Raw genomic sequence first — 25036 nt, 5'->3', positions numbered from 1 at the left:
TGAGCGAGGAGCAGTCGCAGTGCTAACCGCCTGCCTGCTTCCCATCGTGGTCGGTGTCGCTGCGATCGTGGTCGACATCGGGATGCAGCGTGTGACCCGCACCGATCTCCAGGCGTTGGCCGACGTCGTCGCGTTGGATCTCGCACGCGAGATCACGGGCGGTCGGACCCAGGCGCAGCTCGCGGCCGAGGGAGACCTGTCCGACCCCGGGAGTGCCGTCAGCCAGAGCGTCGCACGCAACCCCGACGTCGTCGGCATCGACCTCGAGATCGATGTCGACTGGGGCGCCTGGGACGGGGAACATTGGGACACCGCCGTCGACCCGCCGACTGCGGTGCGGGTGACTGCCCACGCCGACACTGATTACGCCATTGCCAGCGGCACAGGGGAGGCGACCCGCCGGGCGTACGCCGTCGCCTCAAGTTCGGCCTGCTATCGGCTTGGGACCTTCGTGACGGCCGTCAAGACCGGCGACAGTTCGGTCCTCGGGCCGCTCAACCATCTCTTCGGCGTCAACCTCACGCTGGTGGGATATCGGGCACTGGCGGACGCTCGCGTGAACCTCGCTGACCTCGCCGCCACCTCCGCCATCGGCAGTCCGACGGCACTCCTCACCGGCACGGTGTCGTACACATCCCTCCTCAACGCGGTGATCGAGGTGCTGTCGAACCAGACAGGCGCGTCGGCGGCGATCAGCGCACTGCGGGCGATTGTCGCCGTGTCCGCGCCGGTGGGCTCGATCGCGCTGGGTGACGTCTTGCACGTCTCACCCGACGACACGGCCGCGCTCGGGATCGACCTGAATGTGCTCGATATCGTCGGGTCGGCTCGCCTGGCAAACGGCCAGCACTTCATCGAGGTCCCGAACATCCAGGCGCAGGTCCCAGGGGTGGGGTTTCAGTTCGTCGGCAGCATCGCCTTGATCTCGGCCGCGCAACTTGCCTGCGGTCAACCCAACTCGGCCCAGAGCGTCGCGCGCAACGCCCAACTTCAAGGCGACCTGGCCATTACCTTCGCTAATCTGCCCAGCCTCAGTGTCCCGGGCCTCGCCACTTTGCAGACCAGCAGAGCGACCGGCAACTTCCACGTAAGCCTCGCTGACGGGCAGGGTCAGCTGATCTCGCCGCCGGAGGTCCACTGCGGTGACGGCACCTCGGCGGACCCGCACGGGATGTCGGTCGCGGTGCGGACCCAGCCGGCATCGTTGATGTTGAGCACTGAGCTCGAGGTCGGCGGCGAGATCAGGGTCTCGATTCTGGAGGACCTCGGACTCCGCGGACTGTTGAGTGGTTTGTTGGGCATCCTGCTCCCCAACAAGGTCGACGTCTCGGTGAAGGTGCGCCTCGACGTCGGGAGCAATCACCCAGGTGGAACCTCTGTCGCGGATCTCAGAGTGCCGCCGAACGATGTCACGCCCTTCGAGACTGGCAGCACTCCGTATCTCGATCCGCGCTACATCGTCCCGACGGTCACCGAGGTCAAGATCGGCGGGAAGTCGGCTGCGCTCGGCGCGGCGACCGCACTCACCAACGCGATCGTGAACGAGATCGTCGGCCTGGAGAAGGGCTTCGCGCAAAAGACCCTGCTGCCGCTGATCGACAACTTCAACAACAACTTGATCGGTCCCCTAGCGCGCATGGTGGGCCTCCGATTCGGGGGCGCCGACGTGTACGCCGTCGGGGCGGTCTGCGGGCAACCGGCGCTGCGTGGATGACTACTTCGGGATTGCAGGTAGTTCGAACGGACTAGGACCGGCATCGCCGAGCGTGCCGATTACGCCGGTAACCGATGACGGGTCCCGACGAGCGGCACTAGATTGCCGGACGAGACAGAGATTTGTCTGTCCAACCGGTGCTTGAGGGAGCACAGGGGAGCGGAAGGTGGGGAGGGCCCATGCGTCGAGCGCTGCCATGGGGAGGCGTACGTCGTACCGACGAGGAGCGGGGTGCGGCAGCGGTCGAGTTCGCGCTCGTCGTACCGATCCTTTTGATCCTTGTCTTCGGAATCGTCAACTTCGGTCAGTTCCTGAGCCAACGACAGGCAGCGACGCAAGCCGCGGCCGAGGGCGCGCGCGCCGCCGCCGTCACACCGCTCGGGGGTGACCCGACGGCCCAGGGGATCGAGGCAATGAACGCGGCCCTCGACGGCATCGGGGGCTGCGGCGGCGATATCGACTGCGACGTCACGATCTCCACGTGCGGCGACGCGCAGTGCGCCCGGGCGACCGTGACCATCGACTTCCAGCCGCTGATTAACGCGTTCCCGGACATCGTGTTCCCCGACATCAGCTACTCGGCAACTGCCGAGGTGAACTGACGTGACGCGGGTCAGGCCCGAGGAGCGAGGCGCCACCGCGATCCTGACCGCGGTCGTGGTGTCCTTGGTTCTGTTCGCCGTCGGCGCGATCGTCATCGACATTGGTACTCAGCGCTCAGCCCGCCGCGACATGCAGGCTGTTGCGGATGTCGTCGCGCTCGACCTCGCCCGTCAGCTGGACGGCCGCACGGCGGCCGAGATCCAGGGCGGCGACCCGAGTCTGCAGGCACTGGCCAACCAGAGCGCAGCTCGCAACGACGATGCCATCGGTGACGAGGTGGAAGTGAACCCGATCCTGGGCGAGATCTCCAGCGACGGCTCGTTCGTGACGGTCGGTGGGGGCGAGGTCCCCACCGCGGTCAAGGTCGAGGCGCACGCGGACGTCGGCTTCGGCATCGGCAGCTCACTCGGCCTCGCCAGCGGGGCGGCCAACCGGGCAGCGGTCGCCACCGCGGACGAGAGCGCATGCTTCAGCATCGGCTCGTACGCGGCGCGGCTGGACTCCAGCTCCTCAGCGCTGCTCAACGCAATCCTCGGAGGCATCCTCGGTGGTGGCGTCAACCTCGACGTCCTGAGCTACTCCGGCATCGCGAACGCGAACCTGAGCCTGCTCGACCTCGCGGTCCAGCTCGGGCTGGGGTCGGTCGACGAGCTGGTCGCCAGCAACATCACCGCCGGTGACCTGCTCGTCGCCGCCGCTCAGGTGCTCGCCGCTGATGGCGTGGCCGATGCAAACGTCTTGAGTCTCGTCGGGGCGTCGATCGGCGGCCTGTCGATCGCGATCAGCGACCTGATCAGCCTCGAGTCCGGCGCCGGCGCCGCGGCGACGGCGACCATCAACGCACTCGACCTGCTCGCGGGCACCGTGCTCATCGCCAACGGCACGAATGCGATCGCCATCCCGGCGTTGACCACGTCCCTGCCGTTTGCAGGAACTAACCTCACGTCCACCGTGACGCTCATCGAGAAGGCGCGGACCCGATGCGGCAAACGCGGTGGTTCTGCCGATACAGCCCAGGTCGCTCTCGGCATCTCCGGCTCACTCGTCTCGATTCCCGGCATCCTCGGCCTCAACCCGACCAACGTGACCACGGACATCGGGCTCACCGTGGCGTCTGCGCGTGGGGTCCTCACCGACATCATTTGCGGGAGCGAAACGGAGGGGGACCCCAGCGGTTTAGATATCCGCGTCACCAGCGGCGCGGTTGGTGCCAAGGTCTCTTTGACACTGGATTTCAACGGCACGGCCTCCGGCGCCGGACCGATCAATGGTCTGATCAGCGGGCTTACACGCCTCATAACTGGGCTTCTGCGCCCGATCCTCTCGATCGAGATCCGTGGCAGGCTCACGGTCGAGGCTACGACGGGCGATCCATCAGAGGTTCGCCCCGCGCAGATCCGGGTGCCACCGCACGAGTGGGGGCAGGGCGTATCGACCGGATCCGGCGAGCTCGGCCTCACTTCGACCAACCCGACGGTGACCAGCAGCCCGCCGCTGTCGATCACCGCCCGAAGCCTGCTAGGCACGGTGAACCTCAGCCTGCAGGAGGAGACCGGCATCATCGACAACCTGGTCAAACAGGTGGCCAACACGGTCCTGAACCCGTTGGTGACTGCGATCAACAACAGTTTGCTGCACCCGCTCTACGACATCCTCGGGTTGTCGGTCGGTGGAGCCGACGTCTTCGGTCAGCGACCGTCCTGCAGCAATCCGCGATTGGTCGGGTGAGCCACCAACCGTCCACATACCCGCCCGGCGTCGATGTCTCTCCACAGCGCCGGCCCGGACCGAGACCAGACGACCGCCCGGAGGGCGACGCTGGCCCGCATGACAGAGACGACGGCAGGTTCGGCGGGCACCACGGCGGGCAGCACGGCAGCGGCGCGGCAGGCGCTGGGGCACTACGGCGAGGACGTCGCTGCGCGGCACCTGGTCGAGAAGGGCCTGGTGCTGCTCGAGCGCAACTGGCGGTGCGACGAGGGCGAGATCGACCTGGTGCTGCGGGACGGCACCACCCTCGTCGTGTGCGAGGTGAAGACGCGCACCAGCCTGGAGGCCGGCACCCCGCACGAGGCCATCACCGACGCGAAGCTGGACCGGCTCAAGCGGCTGGGGGAGCGGTGGGCCACCGACCGCGGGGTCCGCCCCGAGGGCACCCGTGTCGACCTGGTCGCGGTGCTCAGGCCGCGCCGCGGCCCAGCGGTCGTCGACCACGTGGCGGGGCTCTGCTGATGCCGTTCGCCACCACCCACACCGTCGCCCTCAACGGCGCGCTCGGCCACCTCATCGACGTCCAGGCCGACGTGTCGCCGGGCCAGGTCAACGTGACGATGGTGGGCCGCGCCGACGCCGCCCTGCGCGAGGGGCAGGAGCGGATCCGGATGGCGATCGTCAACAGCGACCTGCGCTGGCCCGCGACCAAGCGGATCACGCTGCTGCTCTCACCGGCCGACCTGCCCAAGTCCGGCACCCACTTCGACCTGGCGATGGCCGTCGCCGTGCTGGCGGCGGACGGTCAGCTGGAGCACGAGCACGTCGATCCCAGGCCCGCGGTCTTCGTCGGCGAGCTCACCCTCTCCGGCGGGCTCCGCCCGGCCATGGGCGTGCTGCCGATGGTGCTCGCGGCGGCCGAGCGCGGCATCGACGTCGTCTACGTCCCGGAGCCGCAGCAGGAGGAGGCGCGGCTGGTGCCCGGGATGGAGGTCTACGGCGTCCGCTCGCTCGCCCAGGTCGTCGCCCTGCTGCGACACGAGCTGCCGCCGAACGCGCCGCCGGTCGCGCCGACGTCCGGCAGCCAGCTGCTGACCTGGCGCGGCGAGGAGCGCCTCGACGAGCTCGACCTCGCCGACCTGCACGGGCTCGTCGACACGAAGTACGCACTCGAGGTGGCCGCGGCCGGTGGCCATCCGTTGCTGCTCTCGGGGCCCAAGGGAGCCGGCAAGACCAGCATCGCCGAGCGTCTGCCCACGATCCTCCCGGACCTCACGCCCGAGGAGTCGCTCGAGCTGACCGCGGTCCATTCGCTGGCCGGGACCCTCGACCCGGCAGCGGGGCTGCTGGTCCGCCCTCCGTTCGCGGCGCCCCACCACGACGCGAGCAAGGCCAGCATCGTGGGAGGTGGGCAGGGACAGGTGCGGCCCGGTGAGATCAGTCGTGCCCATTGCGGGGTCCTCTTCATGGACGAGTTCCCGCTGTTCCGGTCCGACGTGATCGAGGCGTTGCGGCAGCCGCTCGAGAGCGGGGACATCACGATCGCGCGACGGGAGGAGTCGGTACGGCTCCCTGCGCGCGGCCTGCTGGTCCTCGCCGCGAACCCGTGCCCCTGTGGCAACTTCGCGCTCGACCCGAAGGCCAACCGGTGCAACTGCGCCGACCCGGTGCGGCGTGCCTACCAGGCGAAGGTGTCCGGGCCGATCGCCGACCGGATCGACATCACCCGGCACGTCCGTGGTGCGCGAGGTGCGCAGCGCGACAAGTTCCGGCCGCCGGAGTCCTCCGCCGTCGTGCGCGAGCGCGTGGCTGCCGCCCGAGAACGGCAGCGCGAGCGGTTCGCCGACTGCAGCTGGCGTCTCAACAGCCAGATCCCGAGCCCGCGGCTCAAGGACGCCTGGCCGATCGTCGGCGCCGCCGGTCAGCTGATCGACAACGAGACCTACCGGGGCCGGCTGAGCGCCCGGGGAGCAGTGCGGGTCGCCCGGTTGGCCTGGACGATCGCCGATCTCGACTCCGTCCGGTCGGGGCGCGACGTCCTCCCGGGCGCGTCGCACGTCGACACCGCGCTCCGGCTCCGTGCGGGTGAGCCGCTGGAGATGCGGGTGGTCGAGGACCGCGCGGGATGAGCGCGGAGGAGACCGACGAGCGGCGCGCGCGGGTCGTCCTGAGCCTGATCAGCGAGCCGGGTGACCCGCGGTTCACCGACCTCGCCCACGAGGTCGGGGGCGTGCGCCTCCTCCAGGCGATCCGCACCGACCCCGAGCGGCACGACCTGCTGATGAGCGCGGCGGCCCGCCTGCGGGAGCTCGACGTCGACGCCGAGCTCGCGCGGGCCGAGCGCTGCGGCGCCCGGTTCGTCATCCCCGGCGACGGGGAGTGGCCCTCCCAGCTCGACGACCTTGCAGCAGTCGCACCGCTCAACGAGCGGGGTGGGGTGCCGATCGGCTTGTGGGTGCGCGGGCCGCTCCGCCTCGACACCCTCGCGGGGTCGGTGGCGATCGTCGGCGCGCGGTCGGCGACGTCGTACGGCAACGAGGTGGCGGCCGACATCGCCGCGGAGATCGGGCTCGCCGGGGTTCCCGTCGTCTCAGGGGCGGCCTACGGCATCGACTACGCAGCCCATCGCGGGGCGCTCAGCGCGGACGCCCCGACGGTCGCCGTGCTGGCGTGCGGTCCCGACCGGGCCTACCCGGTGGCGCACCGGCGGCTGCTCGAACATCTCGCCACCCACCACGCCGTCGTGTCGGACGCGCCGCCCGGGGCGGCACCCACCCGGATCAGGTTCTTGTCCCGCAACCGCTTGATCGCCGCCCTCGCCCGGGGGACCGTCGTGGTCGAGGCAGCCGCGCGCAGCGGTTCGCTGACCACGATGAACTGGGCGGAGCGCCTCAGCCGGATCACGATGGGCGTGCCCGGGCCCGTCACCAGCGCGGCCTCGGTCGGCGTGCACCAGGCGATGCGCCACGGAGCCTCGATCGTCACGTCCGGCGCCGACGTGCTCGAGCTCGTCGGGGCGGCAGGAGCCAACCTGACCGAGGACCCTCGCGCGCCCCGGACGGCGCGGGACCGCCTGTCCGTGCACGACCGCCAGGTGCTGGACGCCGTCCCGGTGACCCTCGGTGCACCTGCCGACTCGATCGCCAAGGTCGCCGGCCTCGGCATCCTGTCGGTCCAGCCGGCTCTGACCCGCCTGCGCAGGGGCGGCCTGGTCGAGCGCGACCCGCACGGATGGCGGTTGACCGAGGCCGCACGGGAGTCCGGCGGCCACGGCGCGACCTCCCACGTCGCCCGCCCTGCAGTTCCTACGATCGAGGGGTGACCGAGGACCAGGCCCAGCGTGCGGAGGAGGGAGCCTTCCTCCCCGAGAGCCTGACACGGGTGCTGGGCGACTACGAGCGCCACCTCGCGTCCGAGCGCAACCTGGCGCCGCACACCGTGAAGGCCTACGCGGGGGACATCGGCGGGCTGCTCGAGCATGCGCACCGGCTCGGGTTCGCCGACGTCTCTGACCTCGATCTGCGGACGCTGCGGAGCTGGCTGGCGAAGCAGCAGACGATGGGGCGGTCGCGCACCACGTTGGCGCGGCGCGCGACCGCGGCGCGGGTGTTCACAGCCTGGCTGGCGCGCACCGGCCGCGCGACGACCGACGTCGGGTCGGCCCTCGGCTCGCCGAAGCCGCACCAGACCCTCCCCAGCGTGCTCCGCGTCGACGAGGCACACGAGCTGATCGCCTCGGCGACCGCGCTGGCCGACGACGGCAGCCCCGTCGGGCTCCGCGACGTGGCGATGCTGGAGCTGCTCTACGCGACGGGCATGCGGGTCGGCGAGCTCTGCGGCCTCGACGTCGACGACGTCGACCGCGACCGCAACGTGGTCCGGGTGTTCGGCAAGGGCCGCAAGGAGCGCGCCGTCCCGTTCGGGCAGCCGGCGGCTGCGGCGATCGACGCGTGGCTCACGCGGGGGCGCGGTCGGCTCGCGCGCCCCGGCTCCGGGCCGGCCCTCTTCCTCGGCGCCCGGGGCGGGCGGATCGATCAGCGCGCCGTGCGGGGCCTGGTGCACCGGCGGATCGCCGACGTGCCCGGCGCGCCCGACCTCGGGCCGCACGGCCTGCGGCACACGGCAGCGACGCACCTGCTGGAGGGCGGGGCGGACCTGCGGTCGGTGCAGGAGCTCCTCGGCCACGCCTCGCTCGCCACCACCCAGCGCTACACCCACGTCACCACCGAACGGCTGCGCAACGCCTACCGGCAGGCGCACCCCCGGGCCTGACCGGCAGCGCGCTCAGTCCCAGAGCGCCGGCGGCCGCCAGTCGGCGTACGGCCGGGCGAGCAGCCCCACCGTCGCGTCATGGGCCGGCGTGTCCCGCCACAGCGGCAGCAGCCGGACCGGCACGGCGCCGACCAGGCGGAGGGGATCGAGATAGACCTCGCCGCGCAGCCAGCCCCAGTGCAGGCAGGTCCGCGGGGCGCAGTGCGAGGCGAACGACTGGAGCGCGCCGATCACGGCCCCGCGGCCGATCGCATCGCCCACCGACACCCGCGCGGCGACCGGCTCGTAGGTGGTGCGGGTGTCGCCGTGACCGACCACCACGACGCCGCGCCCGGCGAGCATGCCGGCGAAAGTCACCGTGCCGGCCAGGGCGGCCCGGACGGGCTGGCCGGCGCGTCCCAGGAGGTCGACACCCCGGTGGCCCGGACCGTACGGCGTCGCCGGCGGGTCGAACCGCGCCACCACCTCCGGCTCGGGGTGCAGCGGCCACACGCCCACCGGATCGTCCTCGGCCGCTGCCGGCGCGGCGAGGAGCACGAGCAGGGTCACGACCAGGGCCCCGAGAGCGGTTCTCATGAGACGACCCTGGCCCGCGAGGCCGACCCGACGGTCGTCGTACCGCCAGGCCTGTGGACGAGGCGTGTCGCCGGGCGCCCCTGTGCGTGGTTGCCGGCCCGTCCGCGATTGGTCGGAGGCGACTCAGGGCGGGTACGCTGAGCGGACCGGTCCCAGGACCGGAATTCGCACGTCAGCAGACCACGACGGCGCTCTCTCCGAACGCCGACCGCCCGTGGGTGACGGCCCTCAGTCCCGAGCAATCGGGTCCGGCCGCACGCAGGCGTCAGGACCGAACTGAAAACAACCCAACAGGAGACACCATCATGGCTGTCGTGACCATGCGCCAGCTCCTCGAGAGCGGCGTCCACTTCGGACACCAGACCCGTCGCTGGAACCCGAAGATGAAGCGCTTCATCATGACCGAGCGCAACGGCATCTACATCATCGACCTGCAGCAGTCGCTGGCCTACATCGACCGCAGCTACGCCTTCATCAAGGAGACCGTGGCCAAGGGCGGGACGATCATGTTCGTCGGCACCAAGAAGCAGGCTCAGGAGGCGATCGCCGAGCAGGCGACCCGCGTCGGCATGCCCTACGTCAACCAGCGCTGGCTGGGTGGCATGCTCACCAACTTCTCGACCGTGCACCAGCGGATCAACCGTCTCAAGGAGCTCGACGAGATCGACTTCGACGACGTCGCCGGCAGCAGCCGCACCAAGAAGGAGCTGCTGCAGATGCGCCGCGAGCGCGACAAGCTCAACAAGTCGCTCGGCGGCATCCGCGAGATGACCCGGACCCCGTCCGCGGTCTGGATCGTCGACACCAACAAGGAGCACCTGGCGGTCGAGGAGGCCCGCAAGCTGCGGATCCCGATCATCGCCATCCTCGACTCCAACTGCGACCCGGACGACGTCGACTTCCCGATCCCGGGCAACGACGACGCCATCCGCGCGGTCGGCCTGCTGACCCGCGTGGTCGCCGACGCCGTCGCCGAGGGCCTCATCGCCCGCTCCGGTGCGAAGACCGAGGGTGAGACCGCCCCGGGTGCCGAGGAGCCGCTGGCCGAGTGGGAGCGCGAGCTGCTGAGCGGTGACGCCGCTGAGGTCGCCGTCGACGCCACCGGTGGCGACGCAGCCACCGACGCGCCCGCCTCGGAGTCGACCGGCGCGTCCGTCGAGGGCGCCGAGGCCGCTGCCGTCGCCGAGGAGGCCCCGGCCGCGGCCGAGGAGACCCCGGCCGCGGAGGAGGCCCCGGCTGCTGCCGAGGAGACCACCGAGGCCGAGGCTCCCGCCGAGGCCTGAGCCCGGCTACTTCCTGACTCACCCACCACTTGTTGATCCGAGGGAGGATCCATGGCATACACCGCTGCCGACGTGAAGAAGCTCCGTGAGCTGACGCAGGCCGGGATGATGGACTGCAAGAAGGCGCTCGACGAGACCGACGGCGACTTCGACAAGGCCGTCGAGCTGCTCCGCGTCAAGGGTGCGGCGAAGGCCGCCGCCCGCGCCGCCGAGCGCGAGGCCTCGGCCGGGCTGGTCGCGGCCTCGGGCAGCGCCCTGGTCAGCCTCAAGGCCGAGACCGACTTCGTCGCCAAGAACGAGGCGTTCATCAACGCGGCCCAGGCCATCGCCGACGCCGCGGACGCCAACAAGGCGGGCGACGCCGAGACGCTCAAGGCTGTGTCGCTGGGCGACAAGACCGTCGGCGAGACCGTCGAGGAGCTGGCCCGGACCATCGGCGAGAAGATCGAGCTCGGCGAGGTGGCCTACTTCGACGGCGCGACCACGGTGTACCTGCACAAGAAGGCGACCGACCTGCCCCCGACGCTCGGCGTGCTCGTCGAGTACGAGGGTGACGAGGCCGCCGCCCGGCAGGCCGCGCAGCAGGCCGCCGCGCTGAAGGCGCAGTACCTCACCAGCGACCAGGTCCCGGCCGAGGTCGTCGAGGCCGAGAAGGACGTGCTGACCAAGAAGACGCTCGAGGAGGGCAAGCCCGAGGCTGCCGTCGCCAAGATCGTCGAAGGCCGGATCAACGCGTTCTTCAAGGAGATCGTGCTGCTCGACCAGGAGTCGGTGTTCGAGGCCAAGAAGTCCGTCAAGCAGGTCCTGGACGCGGCCGGCACCTCCGTCACGCGCTTCGCGCGGTTCGAGGTCGGCGCCTGACCCAGGCACCCCGCTCCACGACCGAAGGCTCGTCCCTCATCCTGAGGGACGAGCCTTCGGCGTTTTCGGTTTGGACCGCGCGCGCTTCGGATAGTTTCGGATGACGTGCTCGCGTACGGCGCGAGCGCGCCCCATGACTGACAAGGAGATCTGAAGTGGGACTCATCCAGGCTGCCATCGGTGCGATCGGCGGAACCCTCGCCGACCAGTGGGTCGACTTCTTCACCGTGCCTGACGGCATGGGACCGACCGCCGCGGTCTTTCCCGCTGTGAAGCGGGGCGAGAACGCCGGCCGGGGGAGCAACACCGAGGGCTCCGACGGGGTCATCACCAACGGCTCCAAGTTCGTGGTCCCCGAGGGCTACGGCCTGGTCCTGCTCGAGGACGGCGGCTTCACCGGCTTCGCAGCCGAGCCGGGCGCCTACGAGTGGAAGTCCGACGACCCCGCCTCGCAGTCGGTGTTCACCGGCGGCGGCCTGATCGACTCGGTCATCAAGCAGAGCTGGGAGCGGTTCAAGTTCGGCGGCCGCCCCTCCGCCCAGCAGAACGCCATCTTCGTGAACCTCAAGGAGCTGCCGAACAACAAGTTCGGCACCCAGTCGGAGATCTACTGGGACGACGCGTTCCTCAACACCCAGGTGGGCGCGATCACCCGCGGCACCTACACGCTCAAGATCACCGACCCGCTGACGTTCGTGCGCAACTTCCTGTCGGCGGAGGTCATCACCGGCCGCGCGGTCTTCGACTTCACCGACATCGACAACCCCGCGGGCGAGCAGCTCTTCAACGAGGTGATCGGCTCGCTCGCGCCGGCGTTCTCGATGTACACCAACGACCCCGCCAAGGGGAACCGCATCGCCCGCCTGCAGCAGGACTCGATCGGGTTCGCCCAGTCGCTGTCGGCCGCGGTCGAGGACAACTACCAGTGGAAGACGGGGCGCGGCCTCGAGATCGTCAAGGTCGCCCTCGTCTCCATCGAGTACGACGCCAACACCCGCGAGCTGCTCAAGAACGTCCAGCGCGCCGACGCCCTGTCCGGTTCCCGCGGCAACTCGAACCTGCAGGCGTCGGTCGCCGCGGGCTTCGAGGCGGCGGGCGAGAACGCCGGCCCCGGTGGCCTGATCGGCTTGGGCATGGCGGCCGGTGGCGCCGGGATCGGGGGCCTGCAGCAGCCGGCCACGCCCGCCCCCGCTGCCCCCGCTGCCCCCGCTGCCCCGGCTGCTCCTGCGGCGCCCGCTGCCGAGGACCCCATGGTCGTGCTCAAGCGCGCCAAGGAGATGCTCGACGCCGGCCTCATCACCCAGGAGGACTACGACGCGGCCAAGGCGAAGGCGCTCGGTCTCTGAGATGACGCACGAGCCCGTCGACGCCGCGCCGCCGCCCCCGCCGCCGCCCCCACCGCCGCCGCCTCCGCCGCACCAGGACCAGCAGGACCTGCCCCCGAAGCAGCCCACCTTCGACGGCCCCCCGCTGTCGCTGGAGGAGGAGGTCGCCGCGGCGAAGGCCGAGCCGGAGGCCGGCCCGAGCATCGAGACGATCAACGAGTCGCTGAAGGACGGCCTCAACCGCTGCCCGCGGTGCGGCTCGACCGACGTCCAGCTGCGCGGGTCGACCGGCAACCTGGTCTGCCTCTTCTGCCGCAACGAGTGGCACGAGGCGCGGGTCGAGGAGCAGTTCGGCCTGGGCGAGGGCATCCACGACCTCGAGGGCACGGTCATCGCCAGTGGGGCCAAGGACATCCTGGCCGACGCTGCCGACGTGCTGACCTTCAAGTGCGAGTCGTGCGGTGCCGAGGTGGTCGTCGACACGGCGCACTCGCTCAACGCCCGGTGCCACTGGTGCCGGCACACGCTCAACGTCAACCAGCAGATCCCGAACGGCGCCGTGCCGGACGCCGTGCTGCCGTTCAAGCTGACCAAGGAGCAGGCGGTCGAGCAGATCCGGGCGTTCGCCGCGAAGCGACGCCTGTTCGCCCACCGCCAGTTCAAGAAGGAGTTCGTGCCGGAGAACGTGCTGGGCGTCTACCTGCCGTACCTGGTGGTCGACGCCCGCGCCGAGTCCCAGTACTGGGGCAAGGGCGAGGTGCAGACCCGGCGCTGGACGGAGAAGAGCGGCGACAACACCGTCACCTACTACGCCGCCGACGTCTACCAGCTGACGCGACAGGTGAGCTTCATCGTCGACGACCTCACCCTCGAGGGGTCGGTCGAGCGGTCCCAGTTCGGGCCCGCCAACACCAACAACATCATCAACACGATCCTGCCGTTCGACACGAAGAACGCCGTCCAGTGGAACTCCAGCTATCTCGTCGGTTTCACCAGCGAGAAGCGGGACGCCAACGTCGACGCGGTGCGGCCGGTGCTCGAGAACCAGCTGCTGTCGATCGGCCGGTCGCAGGTCCAGGGCTCGCTCGGGATGTTCGGCCGTGGCGTTCGGTGGGAGCAGGAGAAGCTCGACGTCGGCGGCTCCCGCTGGGTGTCGATGTACCTGCCGGTGTGGCTCTACTCCTACCAGCAGGAGAGCAACAAGCTCCTGCACTACATCGCGGTCAACGCGCGGACCGGCGAGACGATGGGCAGCGTGCCCGTCTCCAAGCCGAAGCTGCTGCTCGCGGCCCTCACGGTCGGCACCTTCATCGAAGGCATCGCCGGTGCGTTCCTGGTGGCGACGGTATGAGCGCCGACATCATCAGCGCGCTGCTCCCGATGGCCGCCGACGACGGGATCCTCTGGCTGCTCGCCGCCGGGCCTGCCGGGGGAGCCGCGACGTACTGGGCGATCTACCGCTACTACCGCAACCACGACAAGTCGCACGCCTACGAGCGGGACACGATCATCGAGGCGCAGCCCGTGCAGGGCGGCGAGGAGAAGGTCGGCCACATCTCGAAGACCCGCGACTCCGACATCAAGGGCGACAACAGCCGCAACCACCGGCAGCGGGTGCAGCGGATCCCTTGATCGCTGCTGGTGACTGCCCGGTAGTGTCGCGTGCGTGACGGGTTACCAGCGCGTACTTCTCAAGCTCTCGGGTGAGGTGTTCGGCGGCGGGGAGGTCGGCCTCGACCTCGACGTCATCAACCGGATCGCGGGCGAGGTGGCGTCCGTCGCCAAGTCCGGGGTGCAGGTCGGCATCGTCGTCGGCGGCGGCAACTTCTTCCGCGGCGCCGAGCTGCAGCAGCGCGGCATGGAGCGTGCCCGTGCGGACTACATGGGCATGCTCGGCACGGTCATGAACTGCCTGGCGCTGCAGGACCTGACCGAGAAGCACGGCGTGGAGACCCGCGTCCAGACCGCGATCACGATGGGGCAGGTCGCCGAGCCCTACATCCCGCGCCGGGCGATCCGGCACATGGAGAAGGGGCGGGTCGTCATCTTCGGCGCCGGTGCCGGCATGCCGTTCTTCTCGACCGACACCGTCGCCGCCCAGCGCGCGCTGGAGACGCGGTGCGAGGTGATCCTCATGGGCAAGCAGGGGGTCGACGGCGTCTACGACTCCGACCCGCACCAGAACCCGTCCGCGGTGATGTTCGAGCGGCTGACGTACGACGAGTACCTTGCTCGCGACCTGAAGGTCGCCGACGCGACCGGCATCGCGATGGCGCGCGACAACCGGATGGACATGGTCTTCTTCAACCTCTCGACCGAGGGCAACATCCTGCGCGTCGTGCAGGGTGAGAAGATCGGGACACTGGTCAGCGCGGGCTGAGCGTGCAGGTCTCGACCGGCTCGACCGCCGAAGGACGAAGGAGCAACAGGTGATCAACGACATCCTCAACGAGGCCGACGGCAAGATGGACAAGTCGGTCGCGGCGACCCGTGAGGAGTTCGCGACCATCCGGGCCGGTCGCGCACACCCGAGCATGTTCAGCAAGATCATGGTCGACTACTACGGCACGCCGACCCCGATCCAGCAGCTCGCCTCGTTCACCGCCCCCGAGGCGCGGGTGATCCTGGTCCAGCCCTACGACATGGGCGCGATGGCCAACGTCGAGAAGGCGATCCGCGACTCCGACCTCGGCGTCAACCCCGCCAACGACGGCAAGCTGCTGCGGTGCGTGTTCCCCGAGCTCACCGAGGAGCGCCGCAAGGAGTTCATCAAGCTCGCCAAGGAGAAGGCCGAGGGCGGCAAGGTCGCCGTACGCCAGGTGCGGCAGAAGGCCAAGCAGAACCTCGAGCGCCTCGAGAAGGACGGCGAGGCCGGCAAGGACGACGTCACCGGCGCCGAGAAGCGGCTCGACGGCATCACCAAGCAGCACACCGACGCGATCGACGAGCTGCTCAAGGCCAAGGAAGCCGAGCTCCTCGAGGTCTGACCTCGACGGACGAATCCTCGATGACCGACGCGCCGCCGCCCTCCGAGGCTGCCCAGCCGACCCAGCCGACCCAGCCGACCCAGCCGACCCAGCCGACCCAGAAGGACCACGGCCGGGCCGGCCGCGACCTCAAGGCCGCGGTGGCCTCGGCCGTCGTCCTGCTGAGCGCCATCGCCGCCTCGCTCCTCTTCTGGAAGCCGGCGTTCATGCTGATCGTCGCCGCGGCGGTGGTCGTGGCGGTCTGGGAGCTCCGCAAGGGGATGCTCGCCAAGGACATCGACCTCCCCGAGCAGCCGCTGATGCTCGGCGGCGTGGTGATGGTCGTCGTCGCCTACGCGTACGGCGCCGCCGCGCTGGTCACGGCGACGGCGGTGACCGCGCTCGTCATCATGCTGTGGCTGCTGCGCCGGGGCGTCGACGGCTACGTCAAGAACGCCACCGCGTCGGTCTTCACGCTGGTCTACCTGCCGTTCCTCGGCTCGTTCGTGGCACTGCTGCTCGCCGAGGGCGGGGACCTCTGGACCGGTGGCGGGATCGAGGACGACGGCGTGGCCGGCATCATCACCTTCATCCTGGTGACGATCGCCTCCGACATCGGCGGCTACGTCGCCGGCGTGCTCTTCGGCAAGCACCCGATGGCGCCGGTGATCTCCCCGAAGAAGTCGTGGGAGGGCTTCGCGGGGTCCTTGCTGGCCTGCCTCGGCGCCGGCTGGGCGCTCGTGGTCTTCCTGCTCGAGGGGGACTGGTGGGTCGGTCTCTGCCTCGGCCTGATTGCGGTCGTAATGGCGACGCTCGGCGACCTCTGCGAGTCGGTGATCAAGCGCGACCTCGGCATCAAGGACATGAGCCAGGTCATCCCGGGCCACGGCGGGCTGATGGACCGGCTCGACTCGCTGCTCGCGACGATCGCGCCGATCTGGCTGCTGCTGCACTACGCCGTCTTCTGACGGGCTTCCCGGCGGCGGGCGGGGATCGAGGATCACGCTTCTCGCAGGTCCGGCCGCTACGATCGCAGTGATGGACCAGGCTGTGGAGACCCCGGGGACCACCGCGACCGACCCCGCCCGGGGCGCCGCGGTGGTGGACGCTGCCCCCGACGACGCCGACCCGACTGCGTCGTCGAGCGAGAAGCGCTCCCGGCTGCCCGACTGGTGGCACCGCGACCACCCCGTCTTCGTACCGCTGGCCGGGTTCTTCACCGGCATGCTGTTCATCATCCTGGTGCCCGGCACCTACGCGGCGATCCTCAAGGCGGTCGTCGGTTACGAGCGGGCAGAGGAGCTGTTCGCGTTCGTCGCCCTGACCCTCGTGGTGCCGCTCGGGCTGCTCGTCCCGCCGCGCACGCGCAGGTTCGGTCGCTACATGGTCTTCGGCGTGGTCGCCACGGCGATCGTGGTGATCGGCGTCGCGCTCGCCGTCCTCTGGTACCTCCTCAACCGTGACCGCTGATCCGATGTCCGCACCGGAGCCCGCCCCGACAAAGCAACTGCCCCTCGTCTTCGACGAGCCGCGCGGCCGCCGCAAGCCGCCCCCGCACCTGGCCGACCTCGCGCCGGCCGAGCGGAAGGCACGGCTGGAGGAGCTCGGCCTCCCCGGGTTCCGCGCCAAGCAGCTCAGCACCCACTACTTCGGCCGGCTCGTCGACGACCCGGTCGAGATGACCGACCTGCCGGCGGCGCAGCGCGAGGAGCTGGTGTCCGCGCTGCTCCCGGACCTGATGACGCCGCTGCGCACGCTCGAGGCCGACCGCGGAAACACGCGCAAGACGCTCTGGAAGCTCTTCGACGGGGCGCTGGTCGAGTCGGTGCTGATGCGCTACCCGGGCCGGGCCACGATGTGCGTGTCCAGCCAGGCCGGTTGCGGCATGGCCTGCCCGTTCTGTGCGACCGGACAGGGCGGCCTGCAACGCAACATGTCGACCGCCGAGATCGTCGAGCAGGTCGTCGCCGGCGCCCGGGCGCTCGCGCGTGGCGAAGTCGCGGGCGGGCCGGGCCGGGTCTCCAACGTGGTCTTCATGGGCATGGGGGAGCCGATGGCCAACTACAAGGCCGTGCTGGGCGCCGTACGACGCCTCACCGATCCCACCCCCGACGGCCTCGGCATGTCGGCCCGCGGCATCACGGTCTCCACGGTCGGCCTGGTGCCGCGGATGCGCCAGCTGGCCGACGAAGGCATCCCCGTCACGCTCGCGCTCAGCCTGCACGCGCCCGACGACGAGCTGCGCAACGAGCTGGTCCCGATCAACACCCGCTTCTCCGTCGCCGAGACCGTCGATGCGGCGTACGAGTACTTCGCGAAGACCGGACGCCGGGTCTCGGTCGAGTACGCGATGATGCGCGGCATCAACGACCAGGCGCACCGCGCCGACCTGCTGGCCGACGTGCTCAACAAGCGTGGTCGCGGTTGGGTGCACGTCAACCTGATCCCGCTGAACCCCACGCCGGGGTCGAAGTGGACGGCGTCCGACCCCGCCGACGAGCGCGAGTTCGTGCGGCGGCTCGAGGCCAAGGGCGTGCCCACCACGGTGCGCGACACCCGGGGGCGCGAGATCGACGGCGCCTGCGGGCAGCTTGCCGCTGCTCCCGAACCCTCGTAGGCCCGCCTCAGGCCAGCGGGTTGTCCACGAGCAGCTCGGTGTTGCGGTCGAGCGGCGAGCCGGTCGACGTCGTCAGGTTGTTTTGTGGGTCGTTGGCTGACAGCTCCCGGCCCAGCGCGGCGAGCTGGAGCGTGTTGCCGAGGTGCGAGTGGCTGGGCGGTGCCCCGTGGTCCATGATCGTCGTGAGGATCGACCAGGTGCCGTCGGCGTTGTCGGCGACCTCGATGATCCGGGCCTGCTGGGGGAAGTCCACGTGCGAGGCGGTGTTGATCTCCCAGAACCCGCCCGAGCCGTCCGCGCGGGTGTGCGCCTTGATCTCGTTGTTGTGGGTGTGGCCGTTGACCCACGCGATCACGTGCGGCTGGGTCAGCAGGTACTCCACCACCGTCCCGCCGAGCACGCGCGGCCGGATGTCGCCGCCGGTGCCCACGAGCGGGTTGCCCATCGTCCAGCTGGTGTGGTGGCTGTAGACGACGACCGCCTTGCCCGTGGCGCCGCCGATGGTGGCCTTGAGCCACTCGAACTGGGCTGGGTCGAGCGAACCGTCGGAGTAGCCGTTCGGGTTGACCGAGTCCATCACGACGTGCCGGAGGGGTCCCTCGTCGAAGAAGTAGTACGCCGTGCCCTTGGCCCGGTTCTCGGCCGTGAAGCCGTGGCCGACGGGCAGGCCGGTGGTCTTGAAGTGCTCCTCGACGACCTCCTTGCGCCGCAAGGTGCGCCGCCGCTTGTCCACGGTCACTGCTCGGATGTAGGGGGAGACCACGAGGTCGCCGACGAGACCGAGCGGGTCGAAGTTCTGGATCGCCTCGATGACGTCGGTGTCGCTGATGCCGAGCGGCGGGGAGATCACCTTCAGCGGACCGACCGCCAGCACGTTGAGCTGGAGCGTGTGCGGGAAGTTGCCCTGCACGAGGCCGTCGTGGTTGCCGAAGACGGAGTACCACTTGACGTCGAGACCAGGGGCGATGAACGCCCGTCGCGCCGCGTTGAGCAGGTTGGGGACGGTCGGGAAGCCGTGCTCGGTCTTGTAGTTGTCCGGCTGCTTCTTCCGCGGGTGCGGGTGCGGGTGCCAGTAGTGCTTGTCGTAGTAGTTGGGGTTGTCGTCGTTGACGCCTTCCCACTTGGTCACGCTGCCGCTGTCGGGCCGGACCACCCCGCCGTCGAGGATGCCGATGTTCCAGCGGATCTCGTTGTACTGGCAGTTGTCGGAGTTGTCACCGGTCTCGATGACGAAGGAGAACGGGACGCCGGTCGCCGGGCCCTTCTTCTGCGCGTTGACGGCCTGGACCATCGCGTCGGCGATCTGCGGGGTGAGCATCTCCTGCGGCCGGTACGACGACGACAACAGCCCCGGCGTCTCGAACCGGTCCAGCCACTCCACCCGCGCCGGCGACTGGGCATCGATGATGTGCAGGTCGCTGAAGTGGACGAAGGACTGGAGGCCGACCCGTCGGGACTGCCGGCCGTCCTGGGCCGGCACGCCGAGGTCGGTGCGCACCAGGCGCACCTCACCGGGACCGGTGACGATCTTGGAGTAGCCCAACGCGTTCGGCGGGCCGAGCCGGAGCGTCTGGTTCAGCGTGGTTCGGGGGGCAACGGCTGCGCTGGAGAGGGTCGGCAGGGCGACACCGCCCACACCGGCAGCCGCCACACCTCCCCCGAGCAGGCCGGCGCGCATGAGGTCGCGACGTGAGAGCTTCACGGCGGCCCAACGACGCACCTGTGAGGCAGGTCACGCGACCCGACCAGGTGGACTAGTCACCCTCGCCGACGAGCGCCGCGGCCTCCTCGACGGAGTCGACGAGGTGGACGTGCCGCTCCATCGCGCGCCCCCGCGCGAGCGCCTCCAGCAGCGGCCAGGCGGGCAGCGTCTCGGTCCAGTAGCGGGCCCCGACGAGCACCATCGGCGCGACCTTGTCCTCGGCCGCGTAGTAGTTCTCGCACGCGTCCTGGAAGACCTCCTGGACGGTCCCGCCCGCGCCGGGGAGGAACACGATCCCCGCGTCGCAGACCTGCAGCAGGATCGCCTCGCGCTGCGCGTTGCGGAAGTACTTGGCGATCGCGGTCGCGAAGAGGTTGGGCGGCTCGTGGCCGTAGTGCCAGGTGGGCACGCCGAGGCTCGCGGCGGGATCGGTGACGAGCGCCTTGGCCCGCCACGCCGAGGCCACCCAGTCGTCGATCGAGGGGCGGAACGTCGGCACCTCGGCCAGTACGGCGAGTGCCCGGTCGAGTGCGTCCTCGTCCGCACCCGCGAGGGACGCGCCGAGGTTGGCTGCCTCCATCGCACCCGGCCCACCGCCGGTAGCGACGGTGTGCCCGCGCCCGAGCAGCCGCCCCAGCCGGGCCGCGGCGACGTACACCTCGCTGCCGCGGAGCGCGGCGTGCCCGCCCATCACGCCGACCAGGTCGCGGTCCGCGCACCAACGGCCGAGCGCCTGGTCGACGCCCTCGTCGTGCAGGGCGCGGCTGAGCAACGACTCCGGCGAGTGCTCCTCGATCGCCCAGGCGTAGGCGCGGGAGTCCAGCGAGTCGGCGTACGGCGTGACGTCGTACAGCTCGGCGGGTGAGTAGAGCCCGTCGCGGCCCGGGTCGGCTGGCGAGCTGTCGCGGACGACCAGGACCCGCTTCGGGAGGGACCTCACCCCTGGGCCACCTCGGGGTCCCGAGCGGCGCGCTCGGCGCGCTCGCGGGTGACCTCCGCCCACGGGCTCCACAGGAACCAGCGGGGCAGCGCGTTCGTGAGCCGGGGCGGACCGAGCACCTCGATGCGGCCCTCGTCCACGGCCTCCGTCCAGGTGCGGTAGCCCTGGAAGACGTCGGCGAAGTCGGCGGTGGTGCCGATCGCGGTGACGTCGACCTCGAAGCCGGGGTGCTGGTGGCAGACCGAGACGTCGCCGCGGTCGAGCACCAGCCAGATCGTCTGCGCGACGGGCGCGGTGTGCCGGAACTCCACGACCGTCCGCACCGGCGGGAACGCCTCAACGTTGACCCGTCGGCGCATCCACCACATCAGCGTCGTGGGCGGCACGTCGTGGGGTCGCAGGTCGTCGAAGAGCCACTCGATCGCCCAGCGCCCCAGGCTGTCGATGACGTTGACCAGGTCCTTGCCGGCAGGCGTCAGGTGGTACTCGTGGCCGCGTCCCGCAGCCGCCGGCCAGGTCTCGAGGACACCCTTCTTCTCCAGGTGCCGCAGCCGCTGGACCAGCAGCGAGCGGGAGATGCCGGGCATGGCGCGCGCGATGTCGTTGAAGCGCGTGTTGCCCAGGACCAGCTCGCGCACGATCAGCGGCGTCCAGCGGTCGGCGACGACCTCGGAGGCCATCTGGACCGGGCAGTAGTCGCCGTAGTCGGGCATGCCCCAGGATGGCACGTCCGGAGGGCCGAGGTCGCGAATCAGGACCAGCAAGGTCACGATCGTGGACTGGTTGCCGTTCCAGCGCGGGCGGACATTGCTCCTATGACCACTACTGCACCCGCCCCGACCTCTGTCTCCCTCCTCGACCGTGCCGCCGAGATCGGCCCGACGATCGCCGAGCACGCCGCCCGTCATGACGCGGAGGGCTCCTTCGTCACCGAGGCCTACGACGCGCTCCGCGACGCCGGGCTGCTCAAGGCCGCCGTGCCCGCCGAGCTCGGCGGCGACGGCGCCTCTGTCGCCGAGCTCACCGCACTCCAGCGCGCGCTCGGTCACCACTGCGGTGCGACCGCGCTCGCCAGCTCGATGCACCAGCACGTCGTCGCGTTCACCGCGTGGCGCTACCGGCGTGGTCTCCCCGGCGCCGAGGCGACCCTCCGCCGGGTGGCGGAGGAGGGCATCCTGCTCGTCTCGACCGGTGGCGGCGACTACACCCACCCGCGCGGCGAGGCCGTGAAGGTCGACGGCGGCTACCGGGTCTCCGGCCACAAGCGGTTCGCCAGCCAGTCCGGCCACGGCACGGTCATGTCCACCATGTTCGTGCTGGACGACCCTGAGCAGGGCCGGCGCGTGCTCAACGTCGCCGTGCCGATCGCCGCCGAGGGCGTCCGCGTCGCCGACAACTGGGACACGCTCGGCATGCGCGGCACCGCGAGCCACGACATCGTCGTCGACGACGTCTTCGTGCCCGAGGAGCGGGTGCTCGCCAACCGTCCCTATGGTGTGGTCGACCCGCCGCTGCAGGTGATCTCGGAGGTGGCCTTCCCGATCATCAGCGGCGCCTACCTCGGCATCGCGGAGGCGGCGTACGGCGCCGCGCTCGCCGCCGCCGCTCCCAGGGCCGAGAGCCCGCTCGTCCAGCGCCAGCTCGGCCTGATGAAGCAGCGGCTGCAGGTCGCCTCGTGGGCGCTCGACGGCGCGCTCGCATCGCTCGGTGAGGACGACGTCGCTCCCTCGCACGAGGCCTACCTCGCGGTGATGATGGCCAAGGCCGAGGTCGCCGCCGCCGGCGTCGAGATCTGCGACCTGGCGATGGACGTCGCCGGCGGGCCGGCCTTCTTCAAGGGCTCGGTCGTCGAGCGGGCCTACCGCGACATCCGCGCGATCCGCTTCCACCCGCTCACGCCCGAGGCCACCCTCGTCGAGGCCGGCCGCCACGAGCTCGGCGTCACCGGGATCCTGGCCTGATCGTGGCCCGGATCCCGGTGGCCGCGGTGGTGCACCTCAGAAGGCGTGCGCCATCAGCTCGCCGAACAGCTCCTGCCCGTCCACCTCGAGCCCCCGCCGCGCGAACCAGTCGCACACGTTGGTGCAGTCGCGCAGGAGGTAGTCGAACCCCGCCGCGTTGCCGACGAGGTCGACCACCTGGGGGAGGTCGATGATCACGAGCCGGTCACCGGCCGCCAGGATGTTGTAGGGCGACAGGTCCCCGTGCACGAGTCCGGCCTGGACGAGCGTCGCCATGGCGTCGCGCAACTGGTCGAAGTACGACGTCAGCAGGGCCCGGTCGGGCCGCGTCTGCGCGAGCCGCGGCGCCGACTCGCCGTCGACGGTGATCCACTCCATCAGGATCTCGGTGCCGTCGATCTGGACCGGGTAGGGGACCGGGAGGCCCAGACCCCAGCAGCGGACCATCGCGGACCACTCCGAGACCGCCCACTCGCCGGCCGCCACCTCGCGGCCGAACGTGCTCTTGCGCTTGATCGCCCGCTCGTCGCGGGACCGCTTCATGCTGCGGCCCTCGGTGTAGCTGGCCGACCGATGGAACGAGCGGTGCTCGGGGGCGCGGTAGCGCTTGGCGGCCATCACGACCGCCTGCTCGGGGTCAAGCGGGTCCGCCCGCTCCAGCAGGAAGACGTCGGCCTCCTTGCCGGTCTTGAGGATGCCGAGATCGGTGTCGACGGCCCCCTGCGAGGTGACCACCCAGTCCGGGCGGGGCTCGGGGCCACGGCTGAGCGGCTCGACGCTCAGCCAGGTCGACCAGCGCTGGCCCTCGCCGACCTCGTCGTAGGCGACGAAGTCGAAGACGAACCGCGGGTCGAGAGAGGTGTCGGCGTCAGCCGACGTGGAGGGTTGCTCCAGAAACATGGTGGTTGCTCCGGGTAGAGAGGAAGAGTTGGTCTGCAGGCAGGCCAAGGACAGTCGTGGACATGTCACGCTCCTCTCGACTCGGACCCACGCTCGCTCGTAGGTCGGCGACGCCATCATCCCGAGGCCCGGCGATCGCGCGCAACGCATTTATCCCCGCGCCCGGGCCGCGGGTTAGGTTGGGCGGGTGCTGCGCCGTCCCCGGATCACCGCCCTGCTCTCGGTCGCCCTCGCCGGGGCCCTCTCGTACGGCGCCTTCGCCGCGCCGGCGCCCGACGAACGAGCGGCTCCGCAGGTGCCGGACCCCTACTTCCCGGCGGACGGCAACGCCGGTTACGACGTGCAGCACTACGACATCCGTGACCGTTACCGGATGGGCAGCCGGTTCCTGTCGGGCGTGACGACGGTCCGGATGGTGCCCGGCGAGCAGCTGTCCACGTTCAGCCTCGACCTCCTGCTGACCGTGGACGCCGTGCGGGTCGACGGCGTCGCGGCGGAGTTCGAGAAGTCGAACAACCACGAGCTCGTCGTGACCCCGGCCGAGCCGCTCGCCGAGGGCGAACCGGTCGACGTCCGGGTGCGCTACCACGGCTACCCGGACCGCCTGGCGTGGGGTGGCGAGCGCAACTGGCTCGCCAACGACCGCGAGGTCGTGACGATGAACGAGCCGCACATGGCGGCCTGGTGGTTCCCGAGCAACGACCACCCGAGCGACAAGGCGCGGTTCGACATCCGGATCACCACCGCCAAGGGACGCGAGGTCATCAGCAACGGCGTCCGTGTCGGTCGGACCGTGAAGGGCGGTCTGGCGACCACGCACTGGCGGATGACGCACCCGATGACGACGTACCTCGCGTACTTCGCTGCCGGCGACTTCATCATCGAGAAGGGCAGGGCCCGCGGCCTGCGCTACTACAACGCGGTCTCGAAGCAGCTGGGCGAGCGCGCCGAACGCCAGGGTCTCCGGATGCTGCGCAGGTCGGCTCGGATCACGGCCTGGCTCGAGGACGAGCTGGGTGACTACCCGTTCGCGACGACGGGCGGGCTGATCACCGCCCTGAGCCCCGGCTTCGCGCTGGAGAACCAGACGCGTCCGACGTACCCGTCCTTCCCGTCGGTCCGCCTGCTCGTGCACGAGCTCGCCCACCAGTGGTTCGGCGACTCCGTCGCGGTGCAGCGGTGGCAGGACATCTGGCTGAACGAGGGCTTCGCCACCTACATGGAGGTCCGCTACCGCGAAGCCCAGGGCGGACAGACGACGAAGCGCTGGCTGCGCAACGCCTACGAGAGCTCGGGCTCCTGGCTGTGGAACATCGAGATCGCGGACCCGGGTCCCCACCGGATCTTCGACCCCGCGGTCTACCAACGGGGTGGGATGACGCTCGCCGCGCTGCGGAACGTCATCGGCGGTCAGGACTTCCGCCGCCTCCTGCGGCGCTGGGTCGACGTCCATGGAGGCGGCAACGCGACCTCGGAGGAGTTCGAGGCCCTCGCCGAGACGGTCTCGGGCGAGGATCTCGGAGACTTCTTCCACGCCTGGCTCCGCGACGACCAGGCGCCTCCGCGGACCGCTGACTACGGCCTCTGAGCCGCGCGCCTCCCGCGC

Annotated in this window: 24 protein-coding genes; 19 read left to right on the top strand and 5 right to left on the bottom strand. The window is 70.5% G+C overall.

The window, feature by feature from the left end; all coding sequences use genetic code 11:
• The first annotated feature begins 19 nt into the window (after positions 1-19).
• From DJ010_RS17125 to DJ010_RS17095, 7 genes are all read left to right on the top strand, one after another.
• Positions 20-1714: a pilus assembly protein TadG-related protein gene (locus tag DJ010_RS17125; protein WP_158283048.1), complete on the top strand. Its 1695-nt coding sequence runs from the start codon at positions 20-22 to the stop codon at positions 1712-1714.
• Positions 1715-1893: 179 nt separating this feature from the next.
• On the top strand, positions 1894-2316 hold the full coding sequence (locus DJ010_RS17120) for a TadE/TadG family type IV pilus assembly protein (protein ID WP_109695986.1): 423 nt from the start codon (positions 1894-1896) through the stop codon (positions 2314-2316).
• Between the two features lies 1 nt (position 2317).
• Positions 2318-4045, top strand: a complete 1728-nt coding sequence (locus DJ010_RS17115; protein ID WP_109695985.1) for a pilus assembly protein TadG-related protein — start codon at positions 2318-2320, stop codon at positions 4043-4045.
• A gap of 99 nt (positions 4046-4144) precedes the next feature.
• A complete protein-coding gene (locus DJ010_RS17110; RefSeq protein WP_109695983.1) occupies positions 4145-4549 on the top strand; it encodes a YraN family protein in 405 nt (134 codons plus the stop codon).
• Complete coding sequence (locus DJ010_RS17105; protein WP_109695981.1) at positions 4549-6156, top strand: YifB family Mg chelatase-like AAA ATPase; 1608 nt, start codon at positions 4549-4551, stop codon at positions 6154-6156. The genes DJ010_RS17110 and DJ010_RS17105 overlap by 1 nt, the downstream gene beginning before the upstream one ends.
• Positions 6153-7349: a DNA-processing protein DprA gene (dprA, locus tag DJ010_RS17100; RefSeq protein ID WP_109695979.1), complete on the top strand. Its 1197-nt coding sequence runs from the start codon at positions 6153-6155 to the stop codon at positions 7347-7349. The genes DJ010_RS17105 and dprA overlap by 4 nt, the downstream gene beginning before the upstream one ends.
• The gene (locus tag DJ010_RS17095; protein WP_245927646.1) at positions 7346-8299 is read left to right on the top strand and encodes a tyrosine recombinase XerC; all 954 of its coding nucleotides are present in this window, start codon (positions 7346-7348) and stop codon (positions 8297-8299) included. Before dprA ends, DJ010_RS17095 begins: the two co-directional genes overlap by 4 nt.
• A gap of 12 nt (positions 8300-8311) precedes the next feature.
• Here the strand turns inward: DJ010_RS17095 and DJ010_RS17090 are convergent, their stop codons facing one another.
• Entirely contained in the window at positions 8312-8875 is a 564-nt protein-coding gene (locus DJ010_RS17090) for a M23 family metallopeptidase (protein ID WP_109695976.1), read from the bottom strand.
• Between the two features lie 305 nt (positions 8876-9180).
• On the opposite strand from DJ010_RS17090, the gene rpsB reads away from it, so the two are divergent.
• From rpsB to rlmN, 10 genes are all read left to right on the top strand, one after another.
• Positions 9181-10158, top strand: coding sequence for a 30S ribosomal protein S2 (rpsB, locus tag DJ010_RS17085; RefSeq protein WP_109695974.1), 978 nt, complete (start codon positions 9181-9183; stop codon positions 10156-10158).
• Between the two features lie 51 nt (positions 10159-10209).
• Positions 10210-11019, top strand: coding sequence for a translation elongation factor Ts (tsf, locus tag DJ010_RS17080; protein WP_109695971.1), 810 nt, complete (start codon positions 10210-10212; stop codon positions 11017-11019).
• A gap of 155 nt (positions 11020-11174) precedes the next feature.
• Complete coding sequence (locus DJ010_RS17075) at positions 11175-12365, top strand: SHOCT domain-containing protein (RefSeq protein ID WP_109695969.1); 1191 nt, start codon at positions 11175-11177, stop codon at positions 12363-12365.
• 1 nt (position 12366) lies between these two features.
• Entirely contained in the window at positions 12367-13695 is a 1329-nt protein-coding gene (locus tag DJ010_RS17070) for a TFIIB-type zinc ribbon-containing protein (RefSeq protein ID WP_109695967.1), read from the top strand.
• On the top strand, positions 13692-13976 hold the full coding sequence (locus DJ010_RS17065; RefSeq protein WP_211318846.1) for a hypothetical protein: 285 nt from the start codon (positions 13692-13694) through the stop codon (positions 13974-13976). The genes DJ010_RS17070 and DJ010_RS17065 overlap by 4 nt, the downstream gene beginning before the upstream one ends.
• A gap of 34 nt (positions 13977-14010) precedes the next feature.
• Positions 14011-14724 carry a UMP kinase gene (gene pyrH / locus DJ010_RS17060; RefSeq protein WP_109695965.1) on the top strand — a complete coding sequence of 238 codons (714 nt, stop codon included), beginning with the start codon at positions 14011-14013 and terminating at the stop codon, positions 14722-14724.
• A gap of 52 nt (positions 14725-14776) precedes the next feature.
• On the top strand, positions 14777-15331 hold the full coding sequence (frr, locus tag DJ010_RS17055; protein WP_211318857.1) for a ribosome recycling factor: 555 nt from the start codon (positions 14777-14779) through the stop codon (positions 15329-15331).
• Between the two features lie 20 nt (positions 15332-15351).
• On the top strand, positions 15352-16278 hold the full coding sequence (locus DJ010_RS17050; RefSeq protein WP_109695963.1) for a phosphatidate cytidylyltransferase: 927 nt from the start codon (positions 15352-15354) through the stop codon (positions 16276-16278).
• A gap of 70 nt (positions 16279-16348) precedes the next feature.
• Entirely contained in the window at positions 16349-16780 is a 432-nt protein-coding gene (locus DJ010_RS17045; RefSeq protein WP_245927644.1) for a hypothetical protein, read from the top strand.
• Between the two features lie 4 nt (positions 16781-16784).
• On the top strand, positions 16785-17927 hold the full coding sequence (gene rlmN, locus DJ010_RS17040; protein WP_109695962.1) for a dual-specificity RNA methyltransferase RlmN: 1143 nt from the start codon (positions 16785-16787) through the stop codon (positions 17925-17927).
• Positions 17928-17934: 7 nt separating this feature from the next.
• Here rlmN and DJ010_RS17035 read toward each other — a convergent pair whose 3' ends face one another.
• Genes DJ010_RS17035 through DJ010_RS17025 form a run of 3 tightly spaced genes read right to left on the bottom strand, consistent with a single transcriptional unit; the run spans position 17935 to position 21282 of the window.
• A complete protein-coding gene (locus DJ010_RS17035; protein WP_211318845.1) occupies positions 17935-19629 on the bottom strand; it encodes a TIGR03767 family metallophosphoesterase in 1695 nt (564 codons plus the stop codon).
• Positions 19630-19681: 52 nt separating this feature from the next.
• The gene (locus tag DJ010_RS17030) at positions 19682-20569 is read right to left on the bottom strand and encodes an LOG family protein (protein WP_211318844.1); all 888 of its coding nucleotides are present in this window, start codon (positions 20567-20569) and stop codon (positions 19682-19684) included.
• Positions 20566-21282, bottom strand: a complete 717-nt coding sequence (locus tag DJ010_RS17025) for a winged helix-turn-helix transcriptional regulator (protein WP_109695960.1) — start codon at positions 21280-21282, stop codon at positions 20566-20568. Before DJ010_RS17025 ends, DJ010_RS17030 begins: the two co-directional genes overlap by 4 nt.
• Before the next feature lie 102 nt (positions 21283-21384).
• Here DJ010_RS17025 and DJ010_RS17020 point away from each other — a divergent pair, with 102 nt between their 5' ends.
• Positions 21385-22530, top strand: coding sequence for an acyl-CoA dehydrogenase family protein (locus DJ010_RS17020; protein WP_109695958.1), 1146 nt, complete (start codon positions 21385-21387; stop codon positions 22528-22530).
• Positions 22531-22566: 36 nt separating this feature from the next.
• On the opposite strand, the gene DJ010_RS17015 is transcribed toward DJ010_RS17020, so the two are convergent.
• Positions 22567-23430, bottom strand: a complete 864-nt coding sequence (locus DJ010_RS17015; protein WP_109695956.1) for a serine protein kinase RIO — start codon at positions 23428-23430, stop codon at positions 22567-22569.
• 187 nt (positions 23431-23617) lie between these two features.
• On the opposite strand from DJ010_RS17015, the gene DJ010_RS17010 reads away from it, so the two are divergent.
• On the top strand, positions 23618-25018 hold the full coding sequence (locus DJ010_RS17010) for a M1 family metallopeptidase (protein ID WP_109695954.1): 1401 nt from the start codon (positions 23618-23620) through the stop codon (positions 25016-25018).
• Positions 25019-25036: the final 18 nt, after the last annotated feature.

Origin of the sequence: Nocardioides silvaticus (assembly GCF_003160695.1) — a bacterium.
Taxonomy (GTDB): Bacteria; Actinomycetota; Actinomycetes; order Propionibacteriales; family Nocardioidaceae; genus Nocardioides; species Nocardioides silvaticus.
The sequence above is the reverse complement of the archived record's forward strand: the minus strand, read 5'-3'. Positions and strand labels throughout refer to the sequence as shown.

Coding starts and splice junctions, on each gene's coding strand:
- DJ010_RS17105 (WP_109695981.1), top strand. CDS start 4,549: ATGCCGTTCGCCACCACCCACACCGTCGCCCTCAACGGCGCGCTCGGC.
- DJ010_RS17065 (WP_211318846.1), top strand. CDS start 13,692: ATGAGCGCCGACATCATCAGCGCGCTGCTCCCGATGGCCGCCGACGAC.
- tsf (WP_109695971.1), top strand. CDS start 10,210: ATGGCATACACCGCTGCCGACGTGAAGAAGCTCCGTGAGCTGACGCAG.
- DJ010_RS17045 (WP_245927644.1), top strand. CDS start 16,349: ATGGACCAGGCTGTGGAGACCCCGGGGACCACCGCGACCGACCCCGCC.
- DJ010_RS17020 (WP_109695958.1), top strand. CDS start 21,385: ATGACCACTACTGCACCCGCCCCGACCTCTGTCTCCCTCCTCGACCGT.
- DJ010_RS17110 (WP_109695983.1), top strand. CDS start 4,145: ATGACAGAGACGACGGCAGGTTCGGCGGGCACCACGGCGGGCAGCACG.
- rlmN (WP_109695962.1), top strand. CDS start 16,785: ATGTCCGCACCGGAGCCCGCCCCGACAAAGCAACTGCCCCTCGTCTTC.
- dprA (WP_109695979.1), top strand. CDS start 6,153: ATGAGCGCGGAGGAGACCGACGAGCGGCGCGCGCGGGTCGTCCTGAGC.
- DJ010_RS17050 (WP_109695963.1), top strand. CDS start 15,352: ATGACCGACGCGCCGCCGCCCTCCGAGGCTGCCCAGCCGACCCAGCCG.
- DJ010_RS17015 (WP_109695956.1), bottom strand. CDS start 23,430: ATGTTTCTGGAGCAACCCTCCACGTCGGCTGACGCCGACACCTCTCTC.
- DJ010_RS17090 (WP_109695976.1), bottom strand. CDS start 8,875: ATGAGAACCGCTCTCGGGGCCCTGGTCGTGACCCTGCTCGTGCTCCTC.
- DJ010_RS17070 (WP_109695967.1), top strand. CDS start 12,367: ATGACGCACGAGCCCGTCGACGCCGCGCCGCCGCCCCCGCCGCCGCCC.
- DJ010_RS17025 (WP_109695960.1), bottom strand. CDS start 21,282: ATGCCCGACTACGGCGACTACTGCCCGGTCCAGATGGCCTCCGAGGTC.
- DJ010_RS17120 (WP_109695986.1), top strand. CDS start 1,894: ATGCGTCGAGCGCTGCCATGGGGAGGCGTACGTCGTACCGACGAGGAG.
- rpsB (WP_109695974.1), top strand. CDS start 9,181: ATGGCTGTCGTGACCATGCGCCAGCTCCTCGAGAGCGGCGTCCACTTC.